Annotated in this window: 22 protein-coding genes; 20 read left to right on the plus strand and 2 right to left on the minus strand. The window is 71.4% G+C overall.

Going from position 1 to position 19,878, the window contains the following annotated elements; all coding sequences use genetic code 11:
• The first annotated feature begins 240 nt into the window (after positions 1–240).
• From nifB to KGA65_RS19085, 20 genes are all read left to right on the plus strand, one after another.
• On the plus strand, positions 241–1,821 hold the full coding sequence (nifB, locus tag KGA65_RS18990; protein WP_225864698.1) for a nitrogenase cofactor biosynthesis protein NifB: 1,581 nt from the start codon (positions 241–243) through the stop codon (positions 1,819–1,821).
• 54 nt (positions 1,822–1,875) lie between these two features.
• Positions 1,876–2,070: a 4Fe-4S binding protein gene (locus KGA65_RS18995; RefSeq protein ID WP_225864699.1), complete on the plus strand. Its 195-nt coding sequence runs from the start codon at positions 1,876–1,878 to the stop codon at positions 2,068–2,070.
• A 148-nt stretch (positions 2,071–2,218) separates the two neighbouring features.
• Positions 2,219–2,599 (plus strand): HesB/IscA family protein, encoded by a 381-nt coding sequence (locus KGA65_RS19000; protein WP_225864700.1) that lies wholly within the window; start codon positions 2,219–2,221, stop codon positions 2,597–2,599.
• Positions 2,600–2,625: 26 nt separating this feature from the next.
• A complete protein-coding gene (locus tag KGA65_RS19005) occupies positions 2,626–3,237 on the plus strand; it encodes a hypothetical protein (protein WP_225864701.1) in 612 nt (203 codons plus the stop codon).
• A 14-nt stretch (positions 3,238–3,251) separates the two neighbouring features.
• Positions 3,252–4,103, plus strand: a complete 852-nt coding sequence (locus KGA65_RS19010) for a 4Fe4S-binding leucine-rich repeat protein (RefSeq protein WP_225864702.1) — start codon at positions 3,252–3,254, stop codon at positions 4,101–4,103.
• The gene (locus KGA65_RS19015; protein ID WP_225864703.1) at positions 4,084–4,419 is read left to right on the plus strand and encodes a nitrogen fixation protein NifZ; all 336 of its coding nucleotides are present in this window, start codon (positions 4,084–4,086) and stop codon (positions 4,417–4,419) included. The genes KGA65_RS19010 and KGA65_RS19015 overlap by 20 nt, the downstream gene beginning before the upstream one ends.
• A gap of 36 nt (positions 4,420–4,455) precedes the next feature.
• Positions 4,456–4,743, plus strand: coding sequence for a nitrogen fixation protein NifZ (locus KGA65_RS19020; protein ID WP_225864704.1), 288 nt, complete (start codon positions 4,456–4,458; stop codon positions 4,741–4,743).
• On the plus strand, positions 4,743–5,153 hold the full coding sequence (locus tag KGA65_RS19025) for a DUF3024 domain-containing protein (protein ID WP_225864705.1): 411 nt from the start codon (positions 4,743–4,745) through the stop codon (positions 5,151–5,153). The genes KGA65_RS19020 and KGA65_RS19025 overlap by 1 nt, the downstream gene beginning before the upstream one ends.
• A 24-nt stretch (positions 5,154–5,177) precedes the next feature.
• Complete coding sequence (locus KGA65_RS19030; RefSeq protein ID WP_225864706.1) at positions 5,178–6,338, plus strand: cysteine desulfurase family protein; 1,161 nt, start codon at positions 5,178–5,180, stop codon at positions 6,336–6,338.
• Between the two features lie 32 nt (positions 6,339–6,370).
• On the plus strand, positions 6,371–6,583 hold the full coding sequence (gene nifT, locus KGA65_RS19035; RefSeq protein ID WP_225864707.1) for a putative nitrogen fixation protein NifT: 213 nt from the start codon (positions 6,371–6,373) through the stop codon (positions 6,581–6,583).
• An 11-nt stretch (positions 6,584–6,594) separates the two neighbouring features.
• Positions 6,595–6,876, plus strand: a complete 282-nt coding sequence (locus KGA65_RS19040) for a hypothetical protein (RefSeq protein WP_225864708.1) — start codon at positions 6,595–6,597, stop codon at positions 6,874–6,876.
• Between the two features lie 164 nt (positions 6,877–7,040).
• Positions 7,041–8,189, plus strand: a complete 1,149-nt coding sequence (locus KGA65_RS19045) for a DegT/DnrJ/EryC1/StrS family aminotransferase (protein WP_225865001.1) — start codon at positions 7,041–7,043, stop codon at positions 8,187–8,189.
• Positions 8,190–8,202: 13 nt separating this feature from the next.
• Positions 8,203–9,048 carry an SIR2 family protein gene (locus KGA65_RS19050; RefSeq protein ID WP_225864709.1) on the plus strand — a complete coding sequence of 282 codons (846 nt, stop codon included), beginning with the start codon at positions 8,203–8,205 and terminating at the stop codon, positions 9,046–9,048.
• A gap of 35 nt (positions 9,049–9,083) precedes the next feature.
• The gene (locus KGA65_RS19055; protein ID WP_225864710.1) at positions 9,084–9,392 is read left to right on the plus strand and encodes a 2Fe-2S iron-sulfur cluster-binding protein; all 309 of its coding nucleotides are present in this window, start codon (positions 9,084–9,086) and stop codon (positions 9,390–9,392) included.
• Between the two features lie 41 nt (positions 9,393–9,433).
• Positions 9,434–11,071: a flavin monoamine oxidase family protein gene (locus KGA65_RS19060; RefSeq protein WP_225864711.1), complete on the plus strand. Its 1,638-nt coding sequence runs from the start codon at positions 9,434–9,436 to the stop codon at positions 11,069–11,071.
• Complete coding sequence (locus KGA65_RS19065) at positions 11,068–12,756, plus strand: AAA family ATPase (protein ID WP_225864712.1); 1,689 nt, start codon at positions 11,068–11,070, stop codon at positions 12,754–12,756. The genes KGA65_RS19060 and KGA65_RS19065 overlap by 4 nt, the downstream gene beginning before the upstream one ends.
• 4 nt (positions 12,757–12,760) lie before the next feature.
• Positions 12,761–13,690 carry an LLM class flavin-dependent oxidoreductase gene (locus KGA65_RS19070; RefSeq protein WP_225864713.1) on the plus strand — a complete coding sequence of 310 codons (930 nt, stop codon included), beginning with the start codon at positions 12,761–12,763 and terminating at the stop codon, positions 13,688–13,690.
• Positions 13,691–13,916: 226 nt separating this feature from the next.
• Positions 13,917–14,627 (plus strand): YebC/PmpR family DNA-binding transcriptional regulator, encoded by a 711-nt coding sequence (locus KGA65_RS19075; protein ID WP_225864714.1) that lies wholly within the window; start codon positions 13,917–13,919, stop codon positions 14,625–14,627.
• A 44-nt stretch (positions 14,628–14,671) separates the two neighbouring features.
• Positions 14,672–14,929: a DUF3297 family protein gene (locus KGA65_RS19080; RefSeq protein ID WP_225864715.1), complete on the plus strand. Its 258-nt coding sequence runs from the start codon at positions 14,672–14,674 to the stop codon at positions 14,927–14,929.
• 122 nt (positions 14,930–15,051) lie between these two features.
• Positions 15,052–16,386, plus strand: coding sequence for a sensor domain-containing protein (locus KGA65_RS19085; protein WP_225864716.1), 1,335 nt, complete (start codon positions 15,052–15,054; stop codon positions 16,384–16,386).
• A gap of 18 nt (positions 16,387–16,404) precedes the next feature.
• Here KGA65_RS19085 and KGA65_RS19090 read toward each other — a convergent pair whose 3' ends face one another.
• Positions 16,405–18,585 (minus strand): prolyl oligopeptidase family serine peptidase, encoded by a 2,181-nt coding sequence (locus tag KGA65_RS19090; RefSeq protein WP_225864717.1) that lies wholly within the window; start codon positions 18,583–18,585, stop codon positions 16,405–16,407.
• A gap of 38 nt (positions 18,586–18,623) precedes the next feature.
• On the minus strand, positions 18,624–19,847 hold the full coding sequence (locus KGA65_RS19095; protein ID WP_225864718.1) for an MFS transporter: 1,224 nt from the start codon (positions 19,845–19,847) through the stop codon (positions 18,624–18,626).
• Positions 19,848–19,878 lie beyond the last annotated feature (31 nt).

Genomic DNA, 19,878 nt, shown 5'->3' on the forward strand with positions numbered 1-19,878 from the left:
ATGAAAATGATTTGCAATCAAATAAATGACTGCCACAGACAAAGGGCACCTGTTGACGCGCGTCAACGCCGCAGGCGTGCGGCGGTGGAACGGAAGGAAACAGGCCGCTTGTCGCTTTTGTGATGACCTGCACAGCGGTGGACAACGGAACAATCAACGCAAGCCATTGATTCACATGGAAAAACTGACTGGCACGGCTCTCGCAATGGACTTGGCACCTGCCACCACACGAGGTGCCCCATGTCCGCCAACACCACGTTCGTATCGATCGGCGATCTGAAGAAGGGTCGTCAAGCCGTCAGCGAAGTCGTCGAGACCGGAGGGGGCTGTGGCTCCACCGGCGGGGACGGCAAGGCCAGCTGCGGCACGTCCGCCGGCCCGGACGACATGCCCGCTGAAATCTGGGACAAGGTCAAGAACCATCCCTGCTATTCGGAAGAGGCCCACCACCACTACGCCCGCATGCACGTGGCCGTGGCCCCGGCCTGCAACATCCAGTGCAACTACTGCAATCGCAAGTACGACTGCAGCAACGAATCGCGCCCCGGCGTGGTGAGCCAGAAACTGACGCCCGATCAGGCCGTCAAGAAGGTGCTGGCCGTGGCCAGCGAGATCCCGCAGATGACGGTGCTGGGCATCGCCGGCCCCGGCGACTCCCTGGCCAACCCGAAGAAGACCTTCGACACCATGCGCATGCTCCACGAGCAGGCGCCCGACATCAAGCTGTGCCTGTCCACCAACGGCCTGGCCCTGCCGGATCTGGTCGACGAGATCTGCAAGTACAACATCGACCACGTCACGATCACCATCAACATGGTCGATCCGGAAGTGGGCGCCAAGATCTACCCCTGGATCTTCTGGGACCACAAGCGCGTCACCGGCGTCGAGGCCGCGCGCATCCTGCACGAGCGCCAGATGCTCGGCCTGGAGATGCTGACCGCCCGCGGCGTGCTCACCAAGATCAACTCGGTGCTGATCCCCGGCATCAACGACGAGCACCTGATCGAGGTGAACCGCGAGGTCAAGAAGCGCGGCGCCTTCCTGCACAACATCATGCCGCTGATCTCGGAAGCCGAGCACGGCACGGTGTTCGGCCTGACCGGTCAGCGCGGCCCGACCGCCCAGGAGCTCAAGGCCGTGCAGGACGCCTGCATGGGCGGCGCCAACCTGATGCGCCACTGCCGCCAGTGCCGTGCCGATGCGGTCGGCCTGCTGGGCGAGGACCGCTCCGAGGAGTTCACCCTCGACAAGATCGAGGAGATGGAAGTCGTCTACGACCTGGACAAGCGCAAGGCCTACCAGGACAAGGTCGAGTCCGAGCGCCAGGCCCAGGTGGCGGCCAAGGCCGAGGCGCTGGCCGCCGCGGCCAACGACGACGGCGTGGACCCGGACATGAAGGTGCTGGTCGCCGTGGCCACCGAAGGTCATGGCAAGGTCAACCAGCACTTCGGCCACGCCACCGAGTTCCAGATCTTCGAGGTGAGCAAGGCCCAGGCCCTGTTCGTCGGCCACCGCCGCGTCGACCTGTACTGCCAGGGCGGCTATGGCGAGGACGAGCAACTGCCCTCCATCGTCAAGGCCATCAACGACTGCCACGCCGTGCTGGTGGCCAAGATCGGCGCCTGCCCGCGCGACGAGCTGAAGGCCGCCGGCATCGAGCCGGTCGACCAGTACGCCCACGAGTTCATCGAGAAGGCCGCGCTGTCCTGGTTCACCGACTACCGCCAGCGCATCGCCAGCGGCCAGCTCGTCCACCAACCGCGCGGTGACGCGCAGATCCGGCAAGGTGCCTTCACTGGCACGGCCGAAGCGGCCGCCTGAGCCATTGCGCCAAGCGGTCGCCCCTTCCCCAGCCCCTAGCCAAGGAGTCCCATCATGGCCCTGAAGATCATCGCCTCCATGTGCACCGGCTGCTCCGCCTGCGAGCCCGAGTGCCCCAACGTCGCCATCCGTGAAAAGGGCGGCACCTTCGTGATCGACCCCAAGAAGTGCACCGAGTGCGAAGGCCAGTTCGACGCACCCCAGTGCGTGTCGGTCTGCCCGGTGGACGGCTGCATCAAGCCCGCCTGAATGGGGCACCCGGTCCCGGGGTGAACCCCGGGACCACCCGCCGGGCGGGTGCGCGGGCCGCTTGGGGCGGCCCGGCGCTGGCCCACGGGGAATGGGGCACCCGGCCCACGTTGTCCGCTTCTGACCTCTTTTGAATGACGAGCTGAACATGATCCTGCCCAACGTCACTGTCACGCCCGCCGCGGCCAAGTTCATCCGCCGCATGGTGCGTTTCTCCGAACACCCCGCCGGCGGCATGCGCCTCCTGGTGACGCCGGGCGGCTGCTCCGGCTACAGCGCCGAGTTCTCGGTGCTGGCGGCGCCGCTGGACGGTGATGCGGAGCTGCTGCTCGGCGACGTGCGCGTGTTCCTGCCGGCCGAGAGCCGTCTGGTGCTGGACGGCGTCACGATGGATTTCAGCGAGAGCCCGACCCATTCCGGCCTGAGCTTCTTCAACCCGGCAGCGGCGCCCTGCGCCTGCTCCAGCTCGGGGGATGCGGCCAAGCCGGCGCAGGCCACGGTCTCGCTCGATTCGCTCAAGCGCCACTGAGCGCCCGGCATCACAGGGGCCACGCCATGACCGTCGCGACCACCGGCACCCTCGGCGTGGACTTCGATGACGCCGTGCTGGGCCTGGGCTTGCCGCCGTTGGCCGAGGCCGCGCTGCGCGAGGCCGGCGAGCACCGCAGCGATGCGCCGCGGTCCATGGCGGCGCTGATGCGGGCCCAGGCCCTGGCGCCGGAGCACCCGGCCGTGCTGATCGCGTTCTACCGCCACCACTTCTACGGCCACCGCCTCGGCCCGGCCCGCGACGTGGCCCGCCGGGCGCTGGTGGCCGGGGCCCGGGCCTTGGGCCTGCCGGCCTGCTGGCGCGACGTGCCGCGTCAAGCCCTGGCGGGCGCACGCGACGAGCCGATCACCCGGTTCTACCTGTTCACCCTCAAGGGCTATGCCTACCTGAGCCTGCGCCTGGGCGACGAGACCGAGGCCCGCGATGCGCTGGCCTTGCTGCGTCACCTGGACCCGGACGACCGGGTGGGCGGCGCCCTGGTGGAGGCGGTGCGTCAGCGCGCCCTGGTGGGCGAGGACGAGGACGCACCCAGCGCACCGCCGGCCTTCGGGGCCGCGGCCTGGGCCCGGCTGGCGCCGCAGCGTCCGTCGGGCGTTCACCCCGCGGCGCCGGCCTGAGCCCGAGGTTCGACGTGAACACCACCGCCACGCCCCCCACCGCCCGCGCTACGGTCCGTCCGCCGGCCGGGGACATCCCGACGCGGGACTGGCAGGGCCTGCCGGTGGACTGTGCGCGCTGCCCACACCAGGACCTGCGGACCGAGGGCGGCTGCGAGCCCGGCCACAGCTGCATGCAGGACGCCTATGCGCGCCGCATCGACCGCTTCTTCCGTGCCCACCGCGACCTGGCCGGGCAGCACCTGGACCATCCGTACTTCGAGGTGCGCGCCATCGCCGCGCGCTATGTCGACATCTTCCAGCTGGGTCCGCTGCGGCAGGATCCGGATGAAACGGTGCGCCTGCAGGTGGCCCTGCGCGTGCCGCAGCGCCTGCTCTCGCCGATGTGCGACGACCCGCACCGCGAGGTCCGCATCCGCGTGGCCCAGCGCATCGACACGCCCGAGCTCAGCCGCCTGATCCACGACCCGGACTACGAGGTGCGCACCGTGGTGGCCCGCCGCCTGCCCGTGGCCCTGCTGCCCCTGCTGGCCGGGGACAACGACGAGCAGGTGCGCCGCGTGGTGGCCGAGCGCCTGGAGATGCCGGCGCTGTGGCGCCTGGCGCAGGACCCGTCCGGCCGGGTGCGCCGCAGCGTGGCCGAGCGCGCGCCGCAGCCCCTGCTGTCCGCCTTTCTGACCGACCCGGACTGGGCCGTGCGCTGGACCGTGGCGCACCGGGCCGACGCCCGCCAGCAGCGCGAGTGGCTGTTGCGCCTGTCCGAGGACGCCGACCCCGAGGTGCGCGCCCAGGCGCAGGAACGTCTGGCCGAACCGACCCCCTTGTCATTGCCTGCAGGAGCGCCCCATGGTGGACATCGACCGTGACGACGACATCATCGAGATCGCGCTGCCGCCCCGCTTCGAGATGGGCGAGCGCGTGATCAGCCGCACCGTGATCCGCAACGACGGCACCTACACCGGCAAGGACATCGGCGAGGTGCTGGTCAACAAGGGCGACATCGGCTACGTGCGCTCGATCGGCACCTTCCTGCAGCAGTTCTACATCTACGCGGTCGAGTTCACCGACTCGGGCCACCAGGTGGGCATGCGGGCCAAGGAGCTTTGCACGCTGGACCACCTGCCCGAGGAGATCCTGGCGCAGCTGGGCGAGAAGGCCCAGCGCCTGGTCGACCTCCGCTGAACCGTCCGTTTCATTCCCCTCCCCAGGAGCCTCACCATGATGGAACCCGCCCAGCCCAAGTACGAATGGGGTCAGCGCGTGCGCGCGGTGGCCGATCTGGTCAACGACGGCAGCTTCCCCGAGGCGGCCGAGGGTGAGCTGCTGGTGCCGGCCGGCGGCATCGGCGAAATCGTCAACGTGGGCCTGCACACCGAGGCCAATGTGCCGGTCTACCTGGTCGAGTTCGGCCCGCGCCGCGTGCTGGGCGTGCTGGAAGACGAGATCGAGCTGGACGTGCCCGGTGCGCCGCGCAGCGCACCGGCCCCGGCGGGCGAGGTGGCGTGATGGCCAGCGCCTCCTGCTCCGGTCGCCGCCCGCCCGACGAGCCTGGGCGACCCGCGGACAGCGGCAGCCTGGTGGGGGGCCAGGTCTTCGTGCTCGACCGGGTGCGCATCGAGGTCGCGCTGGAGCAGCGCAGCCGCTACAAGTACGTGCACCCCCGCGTGCTGCGCGAAGGCCTGGGCTGGAAGGTGGTCAGCCCCAACTGCTCGCGCAACATCGAGCGCGACGGTGGCGAGATCGACATCGCCTGGCTGGTGCCCACCCAGACGCCCGACAGCGGCGTGCCCGGGGCCTGGCTGCTGCATGCGCGGGACCATGTGAATGGCTGCTGGGTGCTCAAGCAGCGTGCGCCCACGCTGGCCGCCGCGTTGGACACCCTGGTGCGCGACGAAGCGCGCGATTACTGGGTCTGACCCGGCACGACGCAGGAGGCCACCATGATTGACCTGGACCACAACGCCACCACCCGCCCGCTGCCGGCGGTCGTCGCGGCCATGGTGCGGGCCATGGAGGGCACCTGGGCCAACCCCTCGTCGATGCACGAGCCCGGCCAGGCCGCCCGGCGCGCGCTGGCCGAGGCCCGCGCCCGTGTCGCCGCGCTGCTGGGCTGCCAGCCGGTCGAGCTGGTGTTCACCAGCGGCGCCACCGAGGCCAACCACCAGGCCGTGCTGGGCGCACTGGCCCGCGGCCGCGCGCTGGGCCGCACCCGCTTGGTCGTGTCGGCCGTGGAACACGCGGGACTGCTGGCCCTGGTCGAGCGTCTGCAGCGCGAGGGCACACCGGTGGACCGCATCCCGGTGGATGGCGAAGGCCGGTTGGACCTGGACGCCGCGGCGCGCCTGATCGGCCCGGACGTGGCCCTGCTGTCGGTGATGGCGGCCAACAATGAGACGGGGGTGTGGCATCCGCTGGCCGAACTCTCGGCCCTGGCCCGAGCGCAGGAGGTGCCCTTCCATGTCGATGCCACCCAGGCCGTGGGCAAGTCGCTGCTGCGCTTCGACGCCAGCGGGGCGGACCTCTGGTCCTGTTCGGCCCACAAGCTGCACGGCCCGCAAGGCGTGGGCGCGCTGGTGGTGCGCAAGGGCCTGGCCTGGCCCGCGCTGATCGAGGGCAAGCAGGAGCGCAAACGCCGCGGCGGCACCGAGAACGGCCCCGGCATCGCCGGCTTTGCCGCGGCCGCCGAGGTGCTTGGCGCCACACTGGCCGAGGACGTGGCCCGCATGACCGACCTGCGCCAGACCCTGGAGCAGGGCCTGCTGGCCCTGCACCCGGCCATCGCGCTGCTGGGGCAGGGCGCTGAGCGCATGCCCAACACCGTGTGTGTGCGCTTTGGCGAGCGCGATGCCGAACAGGTGCTGGGCAAGCTGGAGCGGGCCGGCGTGGTGGCCAGCAGCGGCGCAGCCTGTGGCGCCGGCAGCACCCAGCCTTCCCACGTGATGCTGGCCATGGGCCTCACGCCCGCCCAGGCCAAGGCCGAAGTGCGTTTCTCGCTGGGGCGTGACACCACGGCGCAGGACATCGGCCAGGCCCTGGCCGCCGTGCGGACCAGCGTGCTGCCCCTCTTGCTCGAAGACCAAGCCCTGGCCACCGCGGCCTGACCGAACCCCTCTCACCATCCCCCGGAGTTCCCATGAAAGTGATGATCCGCAAGAGCGCCGCCGGTGTCCTGTCCGCCTACGTGGCCAAGAAGGACCTGGAGGAGCCCATCGTCTCGCACGAGAAACCCGATCTCTGGGGCGGCACCGTGACCCTGGCCAACGACTGGGTGCTGGCCCTGCCGGAGATGCCCGAAGGCACCAGCCTGCCGATCACCGTCGAGGCCCGCCGCCTCTCCGGCGACTGAAGGGGACCGCCATGAACGCCTCCGCCGACGTGCGCTCCCCCACCGCCTCGCTGGCCGAGGCGCTTGCCTTGGCCGACAGCGCCAACACCGTGCGCGAGGCGGCCCTGCTGCTGCGCGAGCGCTTCGCCCCGCTGCGGGTGATCGTCGTCGATGCCTTCGACATGCGCGGCGAAACCCCGGCCGCCAGCGGCGAACGCCGCCTGCTCTGGGGCGCCGTCAGCGACGGCCACTGCTGGCAGATCAGCACCGACCTGTCGGCCTTGTCCGGCTTCTATCTGGCCGACAAGGCCTGAACCCCCAAGCAAAGGTCGCCGCCATGAACAGCCCCGCCACCCTGATCGCCGATGCGGCGCACGTCACCCCGGTGCCCGGCGGCAATGCCGAGGGCAGCGATCCCTTTGCCGCCATCGGCCAGGACGGCCTGGTGGCCGACGAGCAGCCCGAGAGCGATGCGCTGTTGGGCGACGACTGGATCGTGCTGTCCGACCCAGACCTCTCGGCGCTGGAGCTCAAGCTGGTCGAGACAGCCATGTCGGGCTCGCGCCTGACGGCCGGTCCCATGGTCGAGCGCTTCGAGCAGAGCTTTGCCCGCTGGGTGGGGCGCGCGCATGCGGTCTCGGTGGCCAGCGGCACCCTGGGCACCTGGCTGGCGCTGCGGGCCCTGGGCATCGGCCCGGGCGACGAGGTGATCGCCTCGCCGCACGGCTGGCACCAGGTGGCGCAGGCGGTGAGCCTGGCCGGCGCCACGCTGGTGTTCTCGGACATCCATTACTGGACGGGTTGCCTGGACCCGGTGCGGGCCGAGGCCCGCATCACCCCGCGCACCAAGGCCATCCTGGCCGGCAACATCAACGGCCACCCGGCCGCCTGGGGCCCGCTGCGCGCACTGGCCGACCGGCATGGCATCGCCCTGATCGAGGACTCCACCGAGGCCCTGGGCTCGCGTTACCAGGGCCGCCAGGTCGGCAGCTTCGGGGATCTGGCGGTGTTCGATTTCTCGCAACCCAGCGCCCTGTCCTGCGGCGATGGGGCCATGGTCGTCACCGACGACGACCGTCTGGCCATCGAGCTGCGCTACCTGCGTCAGCGTTCCATCAAGGACCGCAACTCGCTGTCGGTGGGCGCCCGCGTGCCGCTGCAGGCCGGCATCAGCGAGCTGACCGCTGCCATGGGCGTGGGGCAGCTGGCCCGCATCGACGAGCTGCTGGAACGCCGCAAGGTCGTGGAGGCCCTCTACCGCGACCTGATGAACAGCTTCGAGGGCATCAAGCCGCCCTACATCGCCGACGAGGTCGACGAGGTGCACTGGATGGTCTGGCAGGTGCACCTGGGCACCCGCTTCACCGCCAGCGCCCGCAAGCAGATTGTCGACGACCTCAACCGCGAGCACATCGAGGCGGCGCCCTTCTGCAAGCCGCTGCATCAGCAGTTCTTCTACCAGCAGCAGGGCTGGAAGCGGGGCGACCTGCCGCTGGCCGAGCGCATCGGCGACCGCGCCCTGGCCCTGCCCTTCCACGCCCAGCTCGACGAGGACGCGGTGCGCTTCATCGTCGGGGCGCTCAAGGACATCGCCACCAACATCGGGGCCGGCGTGCCCATCTACTGACCCGGAGATGCCCATGACCTTCACCACCCTGGACCACCTGCCCGACGATGTCGCGGCCGGTCTCATCGCCGGCTCGCTGGCCCCCTACCTGGGCCCCGGCATGCTGGGCCTGGTGGCCGACCTGCCGGTGCCCGGCGACCCGCTGGCCCTGGCGACCGTGCTGACCACCCGCAACAGCGTGCCCGGCAAGATCAAGCACCGCCTGACCCAGGCCGCCCAGTTCATCGAGAACTTCAAGCACCGCAAGACCCTGGTCAGCGGCATGGACCTGGCCTTTGCCGCTCTGCCCGCGCCCAGTGCGCTGCACCGTTGGGTCGCCAGCCTGAAGGCCCCGCTGATCGTGGACGCCTGGTACGACGACACCATGCGCGGCGCGCTGAGCGCGCGGGCGGACTGGGCCGAGGTGCAGGGGCTGTCGCAGAGCGAGCACTTCGGCACCTGGTTCGGCTGGTATGGCGCCGATGGCCAGCCGCTGACCGAGGAGCCGGTGGACATGGCCACCGTGTACTACAAGCCCTGGGGCGGCCACCTGCCGGCCAGCAACTACCTGGTGTCCGACACGGACCATGTCGAGGTGCTGACCGAGATCGACATCCAGACGCCCATCCCACCGGTGGTGCAGGCCCGCCGCGCCCGCCTGGGCTTCGTGTTCCTGGGCTGCCGCTTCAACGACCAGCTGCCGCGCACTTTCGCGCGCCAGATCATGAAGCGCTCCGGCGGCCCGCACTACGCCGTCCTGCCCGACGAGCCCACCCGCATGGAGGCCCGCTTCCTGGAGGAGCAGGGCGTCACCCGCATTGCGCTGCCGTTGGCCGAGGTGGCCGCACAGCTCACCCGAGGCGTGGCCGTCCCGGCCTGAGCCCCCTCTCTTTCCCACACGACAAGGAGAACACCATGACCACCCTGACCATCCTGCCTTCGGGCACCACCCTGGACGTGAGCGAAGGCGCCAACCTGCTGCAGACCCTGCTGGCGGCTGGCGAGAAGCTGGTGAGCAAGTGCGGCGGCCAGGCCAAGTGCGGCGCCTGCCACGTGTTCATCAAGGAGGGTCGCAAAGGCGTCTCCAAGATGACCTCCGAGGAAAACGCCAAGCTCGACAGCCTGGTGGGCGTGGGCAGCAAGTCCCGCCTGGCCTGCCAGGTCAACATCCTGGGCACCGAGCCGGTCACCGTGGAGTTGCTGGGCGCGCTCTCCGGCTTCTGAGCCGGGCTTCCGATTCCCACCCCCCGGCCGCAGGAGGCCCCATGGACAAGATGCTGGACGTGGCCATTGTCGGTGGCGGCGTGTGCGGGCTGGCGCTGGCGCACAGCCTGCAGGCCCGCCGCCTGGACTGGGCCTTGTTCGAGGCGCGTGAGCGCCTGGGCGGCCGGGTGCTGACGGCCACCGGCGCCCAGGGTCAGCCCCTGGACCTGGGGCCCACCTGGTACTGGCCCGGCCACCAGCCGTCCATGGCGCGCCTGGTGGCTGACCTCGGGCTGGACACCGTGGCCCAGGCCGATGACGGTCGGGTGCTGTTGCTGGACCAGGCCGCCGAGCTCCCCGCCACGGTGACCGTGGCCAGCGCCACCGCGCAGGACGCGGATGCCGCCCTGCCGGCCCCGCCCGGGCAGGGCAGCCTGCATGGCGGCGCCCATCGCCTGGCCGGTGGCATGGGGGCCCTGGCGGCCGCCCTGACGCGGCCGTTGCCGCTGGCCCGCCTGCACCTGGGCCAGACCCTGCTGGCCGTGACCGATGCGGGCGACCATGTGCGTCTGTCCCTGCGCCTGGGCGGGCAGGAGCACACGGTGCGGGCCCGGCGTGTGGTGCTGGCCCTGCCACCGCGGGTGGCCCAGGCGGGCGTCCGCTTCGAGCCGGCCCTGCCGGTCGAAGTGAACGAGGCCCTGCAGGCCCAGCCCACCTGGATGGCCACCGCGGCCAAGGCGGCCGTGGCCTACCCCAGCGCCTTCTGGCGGGCCGACGGCCACAGCGGCAATGCCTGGGTCACCCATGCCCAGGCGGTGCTGGCCGAGGTTTTCGACGCCAGCGGCCCGGCCGGTGCCGCGCTGGCGGGCTTCAGTGCCCTGGCCGCGTCACAGCGGCCGGCCTTTGCGCGCAGCATGCCGCTGCTGGTGGAAAGCCAGATGGCCATGCTCTTCGGCGAAGGCGCGCGCGACGGTGAGCTGCACTGGCAGGACTGGGCCGAGGAGCCCTTCACCTGCAGTCCGCTGGACCGGGCGACCGAGGCCCTGGCCGCCCATCCCGAGCCCGGTGCCGCCACCGACACCTTGCAGTTGCCGCAGTGGGACGGGCGGCTCCTGTTCGGCGGCGCCGAGACGGCCCAGCGCGGCACGGGCTACCTGGAGGGCGCGCTGGGCGCGGCAGCCCGCTTGCGCCACCTGCTGCAGCAGCCCCTGCTGCCGGCCCGGCCGCCCGAGGCCGCCAACGACGCCCAGCTGCGCCTGTTCGGCGACTGGGTGGCGGAGCAGCGCGGCCAGGCGGTGCAGCGCTACCGCCAGCGCCTGCACCAGGCCCTGTCGCGCCAGCAGGATGCCCAGCTGACCCAGCGCGCCCTGGTGGAGGCGCTGGAGTCGCTCTACACCGAGGCTTTGCAGCATCTGGATGTCCTGCCACTGCAGGCCGCCACGCCACCGGCCCAGGGACGGGCGGCCCTCACGCCGCAGGTGCTGGCCCCTTTCCACGGCCTGGCCGACGAGTTGCTGGTGGAGGCGGTGCGCTTCAACAGCAGCTCCTGCGCGCTGTCGAACTTCCCCTTCGAGCACCAGCCGTCCCGTGAGTACCTGGCCACCATTCGCCGCGATCTGGCCGCCGTCTGGCAGGCCTTTGCGCTGGCCGCCAACGACCGCCTGCTGCGCAAGGCGGACACCGCCACGGGGGCCGCATGAAACTGGCGCTGGAGCGGGCCCAGGTGCAGGCCCTGAGCGAGTCCTTCCCGCGGCTGGCCCAGCTGCAGGACCAGCTGCGCTACACCCACCGGCTGGAGCTGCCCTGGCAGCAACTGCAACTGGCCGAGCTGACCTTCCTGGGCAAGCTCTACCAGGCCCAGGGCGCCGAGGCCCGCCACCGCCAGTTGCAGGGTCTGCTGGCCGCGCTGCAGGACGAGGGCCCGCGCTTCGGCGAGGACGACGAGCTGGAGCAGCTGCTGCCGGCCCTGGCGCATTACCTGATCCAGGACGCCCAGCGCGGCTGGCTGTTCGCCACCGCGCCCAGCGGCCGGGCGGCTGCGTGGGTGGTGACGCGGCTGGACTATGTCTCGGGCTCCAACGAGGAGATGGGCAAGGTGCTCATCGAGCTCAAGGCCCTGCTGCGCGCCGGCATCGTCAGCACCACGGTGCGCATCGTCGAGGCCGATCTGCCCGGCCACACGGTGGCCGAGATCCTGGCGGCCAAGGGCCTGCTCAAGGAGACACCCGCGCTGCTGGCGGCCTACGACGCCATGGCCGAGCGCTACATCGACTGGCGCGGCCGTTACGGTGCACAGTTCTGCGGCCAGGGCATCGGCTTCGTGGCCGAAGACCCCAGCGCCACCCACCGCGACACCGACTGGACCCGCAAGGACCAGGTGGTGCTCTCGGCCTCGGGCCAGCCGGCCCGTCTGGTCAACGACGAGGGCATCCTGCCGCCGCGCAGCGCCACGCTGGACAGCACCGGCGACATCCTGGGGCCCTATCTGCGCAAGGCCGCCAAGAGCAACCGCTACGCCGCCGAGGACGAGGTGCAGGCCGAGCGCGCCGCCCAGCCCGAGGGCCTGTTCACCCAGCTGCCGGTGCAGGGCTTTCTGTTCCTGTTCCACCTGGAGCTGCACCAGCACCTGTGGGTGCATGTGGACGACCTGACGCCCTATGTCTACCAGCCCGAGCTGAAGACCCGGCTGGTGCTGCCACCCGAGCAGACCGACCTGATCGACATCCTGACCGCCGAGATGGACGTGCTGATGGACGACATCGTGGCCGGCAAGAGCGGCGGCACCACGGTGCTGTGCGCCGGCCCCCCGGGCGTGGGCAAGACGCTGACCGCCGAGGTCTACGCCGAGATCATCGGCCGGCCGCTCTACCGCGTGCACTCGGGCCAGCTGGGCCTGAACGTGGCGACGATGGAGACCGCGCTGAAGGAGGCGCTCACGCGCGCCCAGCGCTGGGGCGCGGTGATGCTGATCGACGAGGCCGATGTCTACATCAAGCGGCGCGACGACAACCTGGCCATGAACGCGGTGGTGGGCGTCTTCCTGCGGGTGCTGGAGTACTTCAACGGCCTGCTGTTCCTGACCACCAACCGCATCGACGACATCGACGAGGCCATCGTCAGCCGCTGCATCGCGCTGATCCGCTACCAGGCGCCCGACGAGGCGGCGCGGGCCCGCATCTGGCGCGTGATGGCCGGGCAGTTCGGCCTGGCGCTGGACGAGGCGCAGATCGCGTGGCTGGCCCGGCACTACGCCCAGGCCAGCGGCCGCGACATCAAGGGCCTGGCCAAGCTGGTGACCACCTACTGCCACCACAAGCAGGTGGCGCCCTCGCGCGAGGTCTTCGAGCGCTGCGCCGTGTTCCGCGGCTTTGAACCAGGAGTCTGAGACCATGGGGGCGCCACAGCTGGGCTATCTGGCCCTGTCCGAGAACCCGACCGACGAAGCCGGCCGGGCCTTGGTGCGGCAGTTCGTGCTGGCCCGCGAGGCCGACCGCATGGGCTACGACGACATCTGGCTGGCCGAGCACCACGGTGAATCCGCCTGGCCGCAGGCGGGCGTGCTCAGCCTGCTGGGCCACCTCAGCGCCGTCACCAGCAAGGCCCGCATCGGCAGCCTGCCGCTGCTGCCGGCGCTGCGCGACCCGGCCCTGCTGGCCGAGGAACTGGCCACGCTGGCCTTGCTGTCCAAGGGCCGCTTCCAGCTGGGCGTGGCCAGCGGCGCGGCCTTGCCTGGTTTGCTGCAGCGCCATGGCCTGACGGCCGGGCAGGCCCGTCAGGCCCTGTGGCACTTTCTGCGCCATTGGCCGGCCGCCTGGGCCGAGGGGCCGCAGGCCGTGCAGCCCGCGCCGGCGCCCGTGCCGGTGTGGCTGGCCGCGGAGGACGAGGCCAGCCTGCGCCTGGCCGGCGAGCAGGGCTGGGGGCTGGTGGCCTCGGCCACCCACACGGCCGAGCGCGTGCAGCGCATGGTGCGGCTCTACACCCAGGCCAGCGGGGGTCAGGCGCCCCGGCTGGTGCTGGCCCGCTTCGCCTGCAGCGCCGACACCCCCGAGGAGGCCGAGGCCGTGGCCCGGCCCTACCTGCAGCAGCGGGCCGAGCGCGCCATCCGGCAGGGGTGGGGCGCCACGGCCTGCGACCCCGCCGCACTGCGGGCCCTGGCGCTCGTCGGCCGCCACGCCGAGGTGGCCGAGCAGTTCAAGGCCCTGGCCGACCGCTACGGTGCCACCCACGTGGCCATCGTGCCCACCAGCGGCCAGTTCGACACCCACAAGCACATCCTTGCCGCCTTTGTCGACGAGGTGCGGCCCCTGCTCGACGAGTGAGGCCGGGATGGCCATCGCCGCGCGCCCGCGGACCGGGGGATCGCCGCGTGGCCGCGCCACCGCCACGCAGGGAACGCCTGGGGTGAGCCATCGGCACCCGCCTGTCCCCTAAAATTGCCGCCTCTTCGCGCCGGTCGGGGCGGTTTTCTCCGCGGCGCGCTCTTCGCCATTCGCCCGCATCCTGCCAGCGGCCCATGGTTCACGGCAACGCAAGGGAAGCTCCACCATGGGTGCGCAATGGAAAGCAAAGCACAAGGACCTGGCTGCCAATGCCAAGGGCCGGCTGTTCGGCAAACTCGCCAAAGACATCATGATCGCGGCGCGCAACGGCGCCGATCCGGCCGCCAACGCCCGCCTGCGGCTGGTGGTGGAGCAGGCCCGCAAGGTCTCCATGCCCAAGGACACGCTGGAGCGCGCGATCAAGAAGGGCGCCGGGCTGACCGGCGAGGCGGTGCACTTCGAGCACGCCCTCTACGAGGGCTTCGCCCCGCACCGCGTGGCGGTGATGGTCGAGTGCCTGACCGACAATGTGAACCGCGCCGCCTCCGACATGCGGGTGCTGTTCCGCAAGGGCCAGCTGGGCACCTCCGGTTCCGTGTCCTGGGATTTTGACCACCTGGGCATGATCGAGGCCGAGCCCGCCCGCCCGGGGGCCGACCCGGAGATGGCCGCCATCGAGGCCGGGGCCCAGGACCTGGAGCCAGGCGACGATGGCGCCACCCTGTTCCTGACCGATCCGGCCGACCTGGATCTGGTCAGCCGTGCGCTGCCGGCCCAGGGTTTCACGGTGCTGTCGGCCAAGCTGGGCTACAAGCCGAAGAACCCGGTCGACCCGGCCAGCCTGAGCGCCGAGCAGCTGGAGGAGGTGGAAACCTTCCTGGCCGCCCTCGACGACAACGAAGACGTGCAGAACGTGTACGTTGGCCTGCAGGGCTGAGCCCCCCGGCCTTCTCCCTTTTTGATCTCACCACGCACCGCCTCATGACCGACGCCACGCCCACCACCGACCGCCCCGAACTGCCCGACCATCTCTCCACCGACGCGAAGAGCCCGTTCTTCGATGCCAAGGTGTTCGAGCACGACGTGGGCATCCGCTTCAACGGCCAGCAGCGCATGGACGTGGCCGAGTACTGCATCAGCGAAGGCTGGATCAAGGTGCCGGTGGGCAAGAAGGTGGACCGCAAGGGCCAGCCGCTGCTGATCAAGCTCAAGGGCACGGTCGAGGCGTTCTACCTCTGACCCCGCCGCATGGCAGGCCGCGGGCCTGCCGGGGTCCACGGATCTGCGGCTGGAAACATCCCTCTTTGTGAGGACCTGGCCGGTCCGGCACCCCTACACTGGTTCACCGGGAGGCTGTCGTCATGTCCGACCAGATCTCGCCCATGGCATCCTCGCTGGCACCCGCATTCGATCTCTTGCTCGATGCGGTCTGCATGGTGGATGAGCAGGGGCTCTTCGTCTACGTCAGCGCGGCTTGCGAACCCATCCTCGGCTACACGCCGCAGGAGTTGATCGGAACCCGCATGATCGAGCTGGTGCTGCCCGAGGACCGGGAGCGCACCCGCGAGGCCGGCCAGCGTGTCATGGCCGGGCACACCCACCTGAATTTCGAGAACCGCTACCTGCACAAGGACGGGCGGATCGTGCACCTGATGTGGTCCGCACGCTGGCTGCCCCAGGAGCGCCTGCGCATCGCCGTGGCGCGCGACATCACCGAGCGCAAGCGGGCCGAGCTGATCCAGGCCGCCACCTACGCCATCTCCGAGGCCGCCCACCGGACCGAGGAGCTGGGCGGGCTGTGCCAGCAGATCCACCTGGCGATCGTGGGGCTGATGCCGGGCCACCACCTGGCCGTGGCCCTGCGCGACGACGCGGCCAGTGGCGGGCTCAGTTTCCCGTACTGGGCCGATGGGCGGGGGGAGGTGAACGCCGAGCGGCGCGCCGACCTGGCGGCCTTCTGCGAGGAGGTGATCCGCCAGGGCGAGGTTCGGCTGGTGCGCCGCGGGTGCCATCCCGAGGCCGAGGCCTGGCCGGATGGCGACCTGCATTGCCGGGTGGGCGTGCCGCTGCGCACCCACAACGGGGTCATCGGCGCCCTGGTGCTCAAAAGTTACGGGGATGAGGCCGGCTGCGGCGAGCAGGACCTGGCCCTGCTGCAGTACATCTGCACCCAGATCGCGACCGTGATCGAACGCCAGCGGCTGTTTGGCCGGTTGCGCCACATGTCGCACCACGACGCCCTGACCGGGCTGCCCAACCGGGCCTTGCTGCGCGACCGGCTCCAGCAGGCCATCGCCCGGGCCCGGCGGGGCAGCAGCTTTCTGTCGGTGCTCTACCTGGACCTGGACCGGTTCAAGGAGGTCAACGACACCCATGGCCATCTGGTGGGCGATCGCCTGCTGCAGGCCTTCGCCGAGCGCCTGAAGTCCCAGCTGCGGACCTCGGACACCGTGGCCCGCGTGGGCGGGGACGAGTTCGTCGTGCTGCTGGAGTCACCCAAAGGGCTGGCCGGCAACCGGGCGGCGGCCGACAAGATCCGCGAGGCCTTTGTCACCCCCTTGTCGGTGGACGGCCGCCCGCTGCCCATCCAGCCCAGCATCGGCCTGGCCGACTTTCCCGCCGATGGCGAGGAGGAGGGCCAGTTGCTCAGCGCGGCCGACAGCGCGATGTACTCGGCCAAGGGCGGCCGGCCCTGAGGCTGGCGCCCACGCCGGTCAGGGCGTCGCCGTGGCCAGGCCGAACTGCCAGAGCAGGAAGGCCATGATGTCCGCCTGCTTGGCGTAGGCCTGCTGGGCCGTGCTGCCGATGCCGTGGCCGGCCTGCTCGTCCAGGCGCAGCAGCACCGGCTTGCCGCTGCTGGAGCTGGCCTGCAACTTGGCGGCGGTCTTGGCGCTCTCCCAGGTGTCCACCCGCGGGTCGTTCATGCCGTGGATCAGCAGCACCGCCGGATAGGCCACCCCCTTCTCAATGTGCTCATAGGTGCTCATCGCCTGCAGGGCCTTGAACTCCGCAGGGTCCTGCACCGTGCCGAACTCGGAGATGTTGGTCACCCCGTTGGCCGAGTTCTCGGAGTGCAGGGCGTCCAGCATGCCGACGTCGAAGATGGCGGCGGCGAACAGCTCCGGCGCCTCGGTCACCGCGCGACCGACGAAGATGCCGCCCGCGCTGGTGCCCCAGATGCCCAGGCGTTTCGGGGTGGTGTAGCCCTGGTCGATCAGGTACTTGGCGGCGGCGATGCCGTCCTTCCAGGTGTTGGGCTTGGTGGCCTTGAAGCCCGCCCGGTGCCAGGGGTCGCCAAAGGCGCCGCCGCCGCGCACATTGGCGATGGCGATCACGCCGCCGCGCTCGAACCAGGCGAAATCGCGCGGTAGGAAGTGCGCCTCCTCGCTCACGCCGTAGGCGCCGTAGCCGATCAGCAGCGTCGGCGCCTGGCCGTCGCGCTTCAGGTCCTTGCGGTGCAGGATGGCCAGCGGCACCTTCACGCCATCGTGGCTGGTCACCATCACCTCCTCGGCGACGAGCTCCGGCACGCCCGCGGGGGCCTGCTGGTTCAGCAGGCCGGTGTCGCGGGTGTGGCCCTGGGCATCCACGCGCAGCAGGCGCGCGGGCTGGGTCCAGGACGAGGTGCTCACCAGCGTGTCACCGGCCAGATGGGCCGGGTTGCCGGTGATCAGCGTGCTGCCGGGCTGCCCCGGCGCGATGTCGTGCCGGCCCTGGGCGTCGTAGCGCACCGCGCGCAGGCTGAAGCCGCTGCGTTCCTCGGCCAGGATGGCGTCGGGCGTCAGCTCGAAGCCTTCCAACACCGCGGTGGTGGGTTCCGGCACCAGGGTGCGCGGGCCAGCCAGGGTGTTGTCCTCCAGCGGCAGGGCCATCAGCCGGCCGCGCGGCGCCCCCCGGTAGGTGCGCACCACCAGTTCGTCACCGCGCAGCGCGGCGTCGGTGATCTGGTCCTCCGGCCCGGCGAGGCGCCGCCAGGCCACCTGGGGCGCCTGCAGGGCCGCCAGCGGGGCGACGAACAGCTGGCCCTCGGGCGAGGTGGTGTCGGTGGTGCGGGCCACCATGTAGCCGCTGTCCGGGCTGAAGAAGACCTGGCCCACCTCCAGGCGGTCCAGCTTCAGGGCGGGGGAGACCGTCCGGCCGAACAAGGGCCGGGCCTGATCGGCCTTCTGGCCCACGGTCTGCAGGAAGACGGTGCTGTCCTGGTAGGTCTCGGTGTCCGGTGCCTGGGCGGGCAGGGCGCGCAGCTGGTTGTAGGCAAAGCGGCGGCTGTCGGGCATCCAGCTCACGCCGTCCTCCACCACCCGCGGGATGGGCTCGCCCACGGTCTGGCCGCTGCCGATGTCCAGCACGGACAGCGTGGCGTTCTCGGAGCCGCCGGCGGAGACGCCATAGGCCAGGTAGCGGCCATCCCAGGACGGCATGAAGTAGTTGATGGCCTGCGGCACGCCACCGGCCGCCCGGGCCAGGGCCTCTGGGTCCACCAGCACCCGCTCGGGCCCCTCCAGGCCCAGGCGCATCACCAGCTGGAACTGGTTCTGGCCCGCCTGGCGCCGCAGGTAGTAGTAGCGCTCGCCGGGCATGCGGATCACGTTGCGGACGGCATCGCCGGTGCTGCGACTCAGTTGCCCGATGCGCGTGAGCAGCGGCTGGCGCTGGTCGATGCGCGCCAGCGTGTCGCTGGCAAAACGGGCCTGGGCCCGCATCCAGGCCAGGGTCTCCGGCGAGCGGGTTTCCAGGTTGCGGTACGGGTCGACCCAGGTGACGCCGTGCCGGGTTTCGGTCACCGGGTGGCTGGGGGCGGGCGGGGGCGTCTGGGCCCGGGTGGGGGCGGCCAGACCGCAGGCCAGGGCGCCGGCCGCGATCAGCGGGCCCAGCGCGAAGGGCTTCAGGGGCATGGAAGGTTCCAGGAGCGGAAGGACGGCCATGTTACGGCTCAGGGTCGGCGTGGCGCGGGGCTGGCCATGCGCACCCCCCAAGCTGCTGCCGCCATCAGCGTGGCCAGGGCCACCACCGCCAGCCAGCCGCCGTGCGCCAGCGCCTGGCTGCCCAGGGCCGAGCCGGCGGCCATGCCGATGAACATGGCGGTCAGCAGCACCGCGTTCAGGCGGCTGCGGGCGGCCGGCTCCAGGCCGTAGATCAGCGTCTGGTGGGCCACCAGCGTGGCCTGCACGCCGAAGTCGAAACCGATGGTGGCCAGCACCAGCAGCGGCAGCCAGGCCGGGGCGGGCAGCCACAGCTCCAGCGCCATGGCGGCGAAGGACAGGGCGGTCAGGCCGGTGCCCAGGCGGGTCACCCAGCCGGGGCCGCGGCGGTCGGCCAGCCGGCCGGCCAGCGGCGCGGCCAGGGCCCCGGCCGCACCGGCCAGGCCGAAGGCGCCGGCCGTGGCGCTGCCCATCTGGTAGCGCTGGAACAGCATCACCGCCAGTGTGGACCAGAAGGCGCTGAAGCCCACCGACAGCAGGCCCTGGGCCCAGGCCGCGCGGCGCAGCGCCGGGTGGCGCTGCCACAGCTGGGTCAGCGAGCGCATCAGCGCGCCATAGCCCAGCGTGGTGGTGGGCGCCAGATGCGGCAGGCCGCGCCAGCTGGCCACGCCGATGGCGGCCACGCCCACCGCCGCCAGGCCATAGACGGCGCGCCAGCCGAACTGCTGGGCCACCAGGCCGCTGGCCACCCGCGACAGCAGGATGCCCAGCAGCAACCCGGTCATCACCGTGCCGACGATGCGGCCGCGCTGCGCCTCGGGCGCCAGCGCGGCGGCGGCCGGCACGATGTCCTGCGCCATCGTGGCCGTCACGCCCACCACCAGGCTGGCGGCCAGCAGCGTGCCCACGCCCGGGGCCAGGCCGCAGGCCAGCAGGGCCAGGGCCAGGCCGGCGGCCTTCAGCGTGATCAGGTTGCGGCGGTCGTGCCGGTCGCCCAGCGGGGCCAGCAGCAGGATGCCCAGCGCATAGCCCAGCTGGGTCAGCGTGGGCACCAGGCCGATGGTGCCGGTGCTGGCGTGCAGGCTCTCACCGAGCCGGCCCAGCAGCGGCTGGCTGTAGTAGATGGAGGCCACGGCCAGGCCGGTGCCGGTGGCCATCAGCAGCACCAGCGAGCGGGGCAGGGGCGGGTGCTCCGGGTGGGGGGGCACTGGGGCCAGGGTGGAGGCGGTGGACATGGCGGTGTTCCTTCAGGGGGCAGGCGGCGCG

Origin of the sequence: Ideonella benzenivorans (genome assembly GCF_020387415.1) — a bacterium.
Classification (GTDB): Bacteria; Pseudomonadota; Gammaproteobacteria; order Burkholderiales; family Burkholderiaceae_C; genus Ideonella; species Ideonella benzenivorans.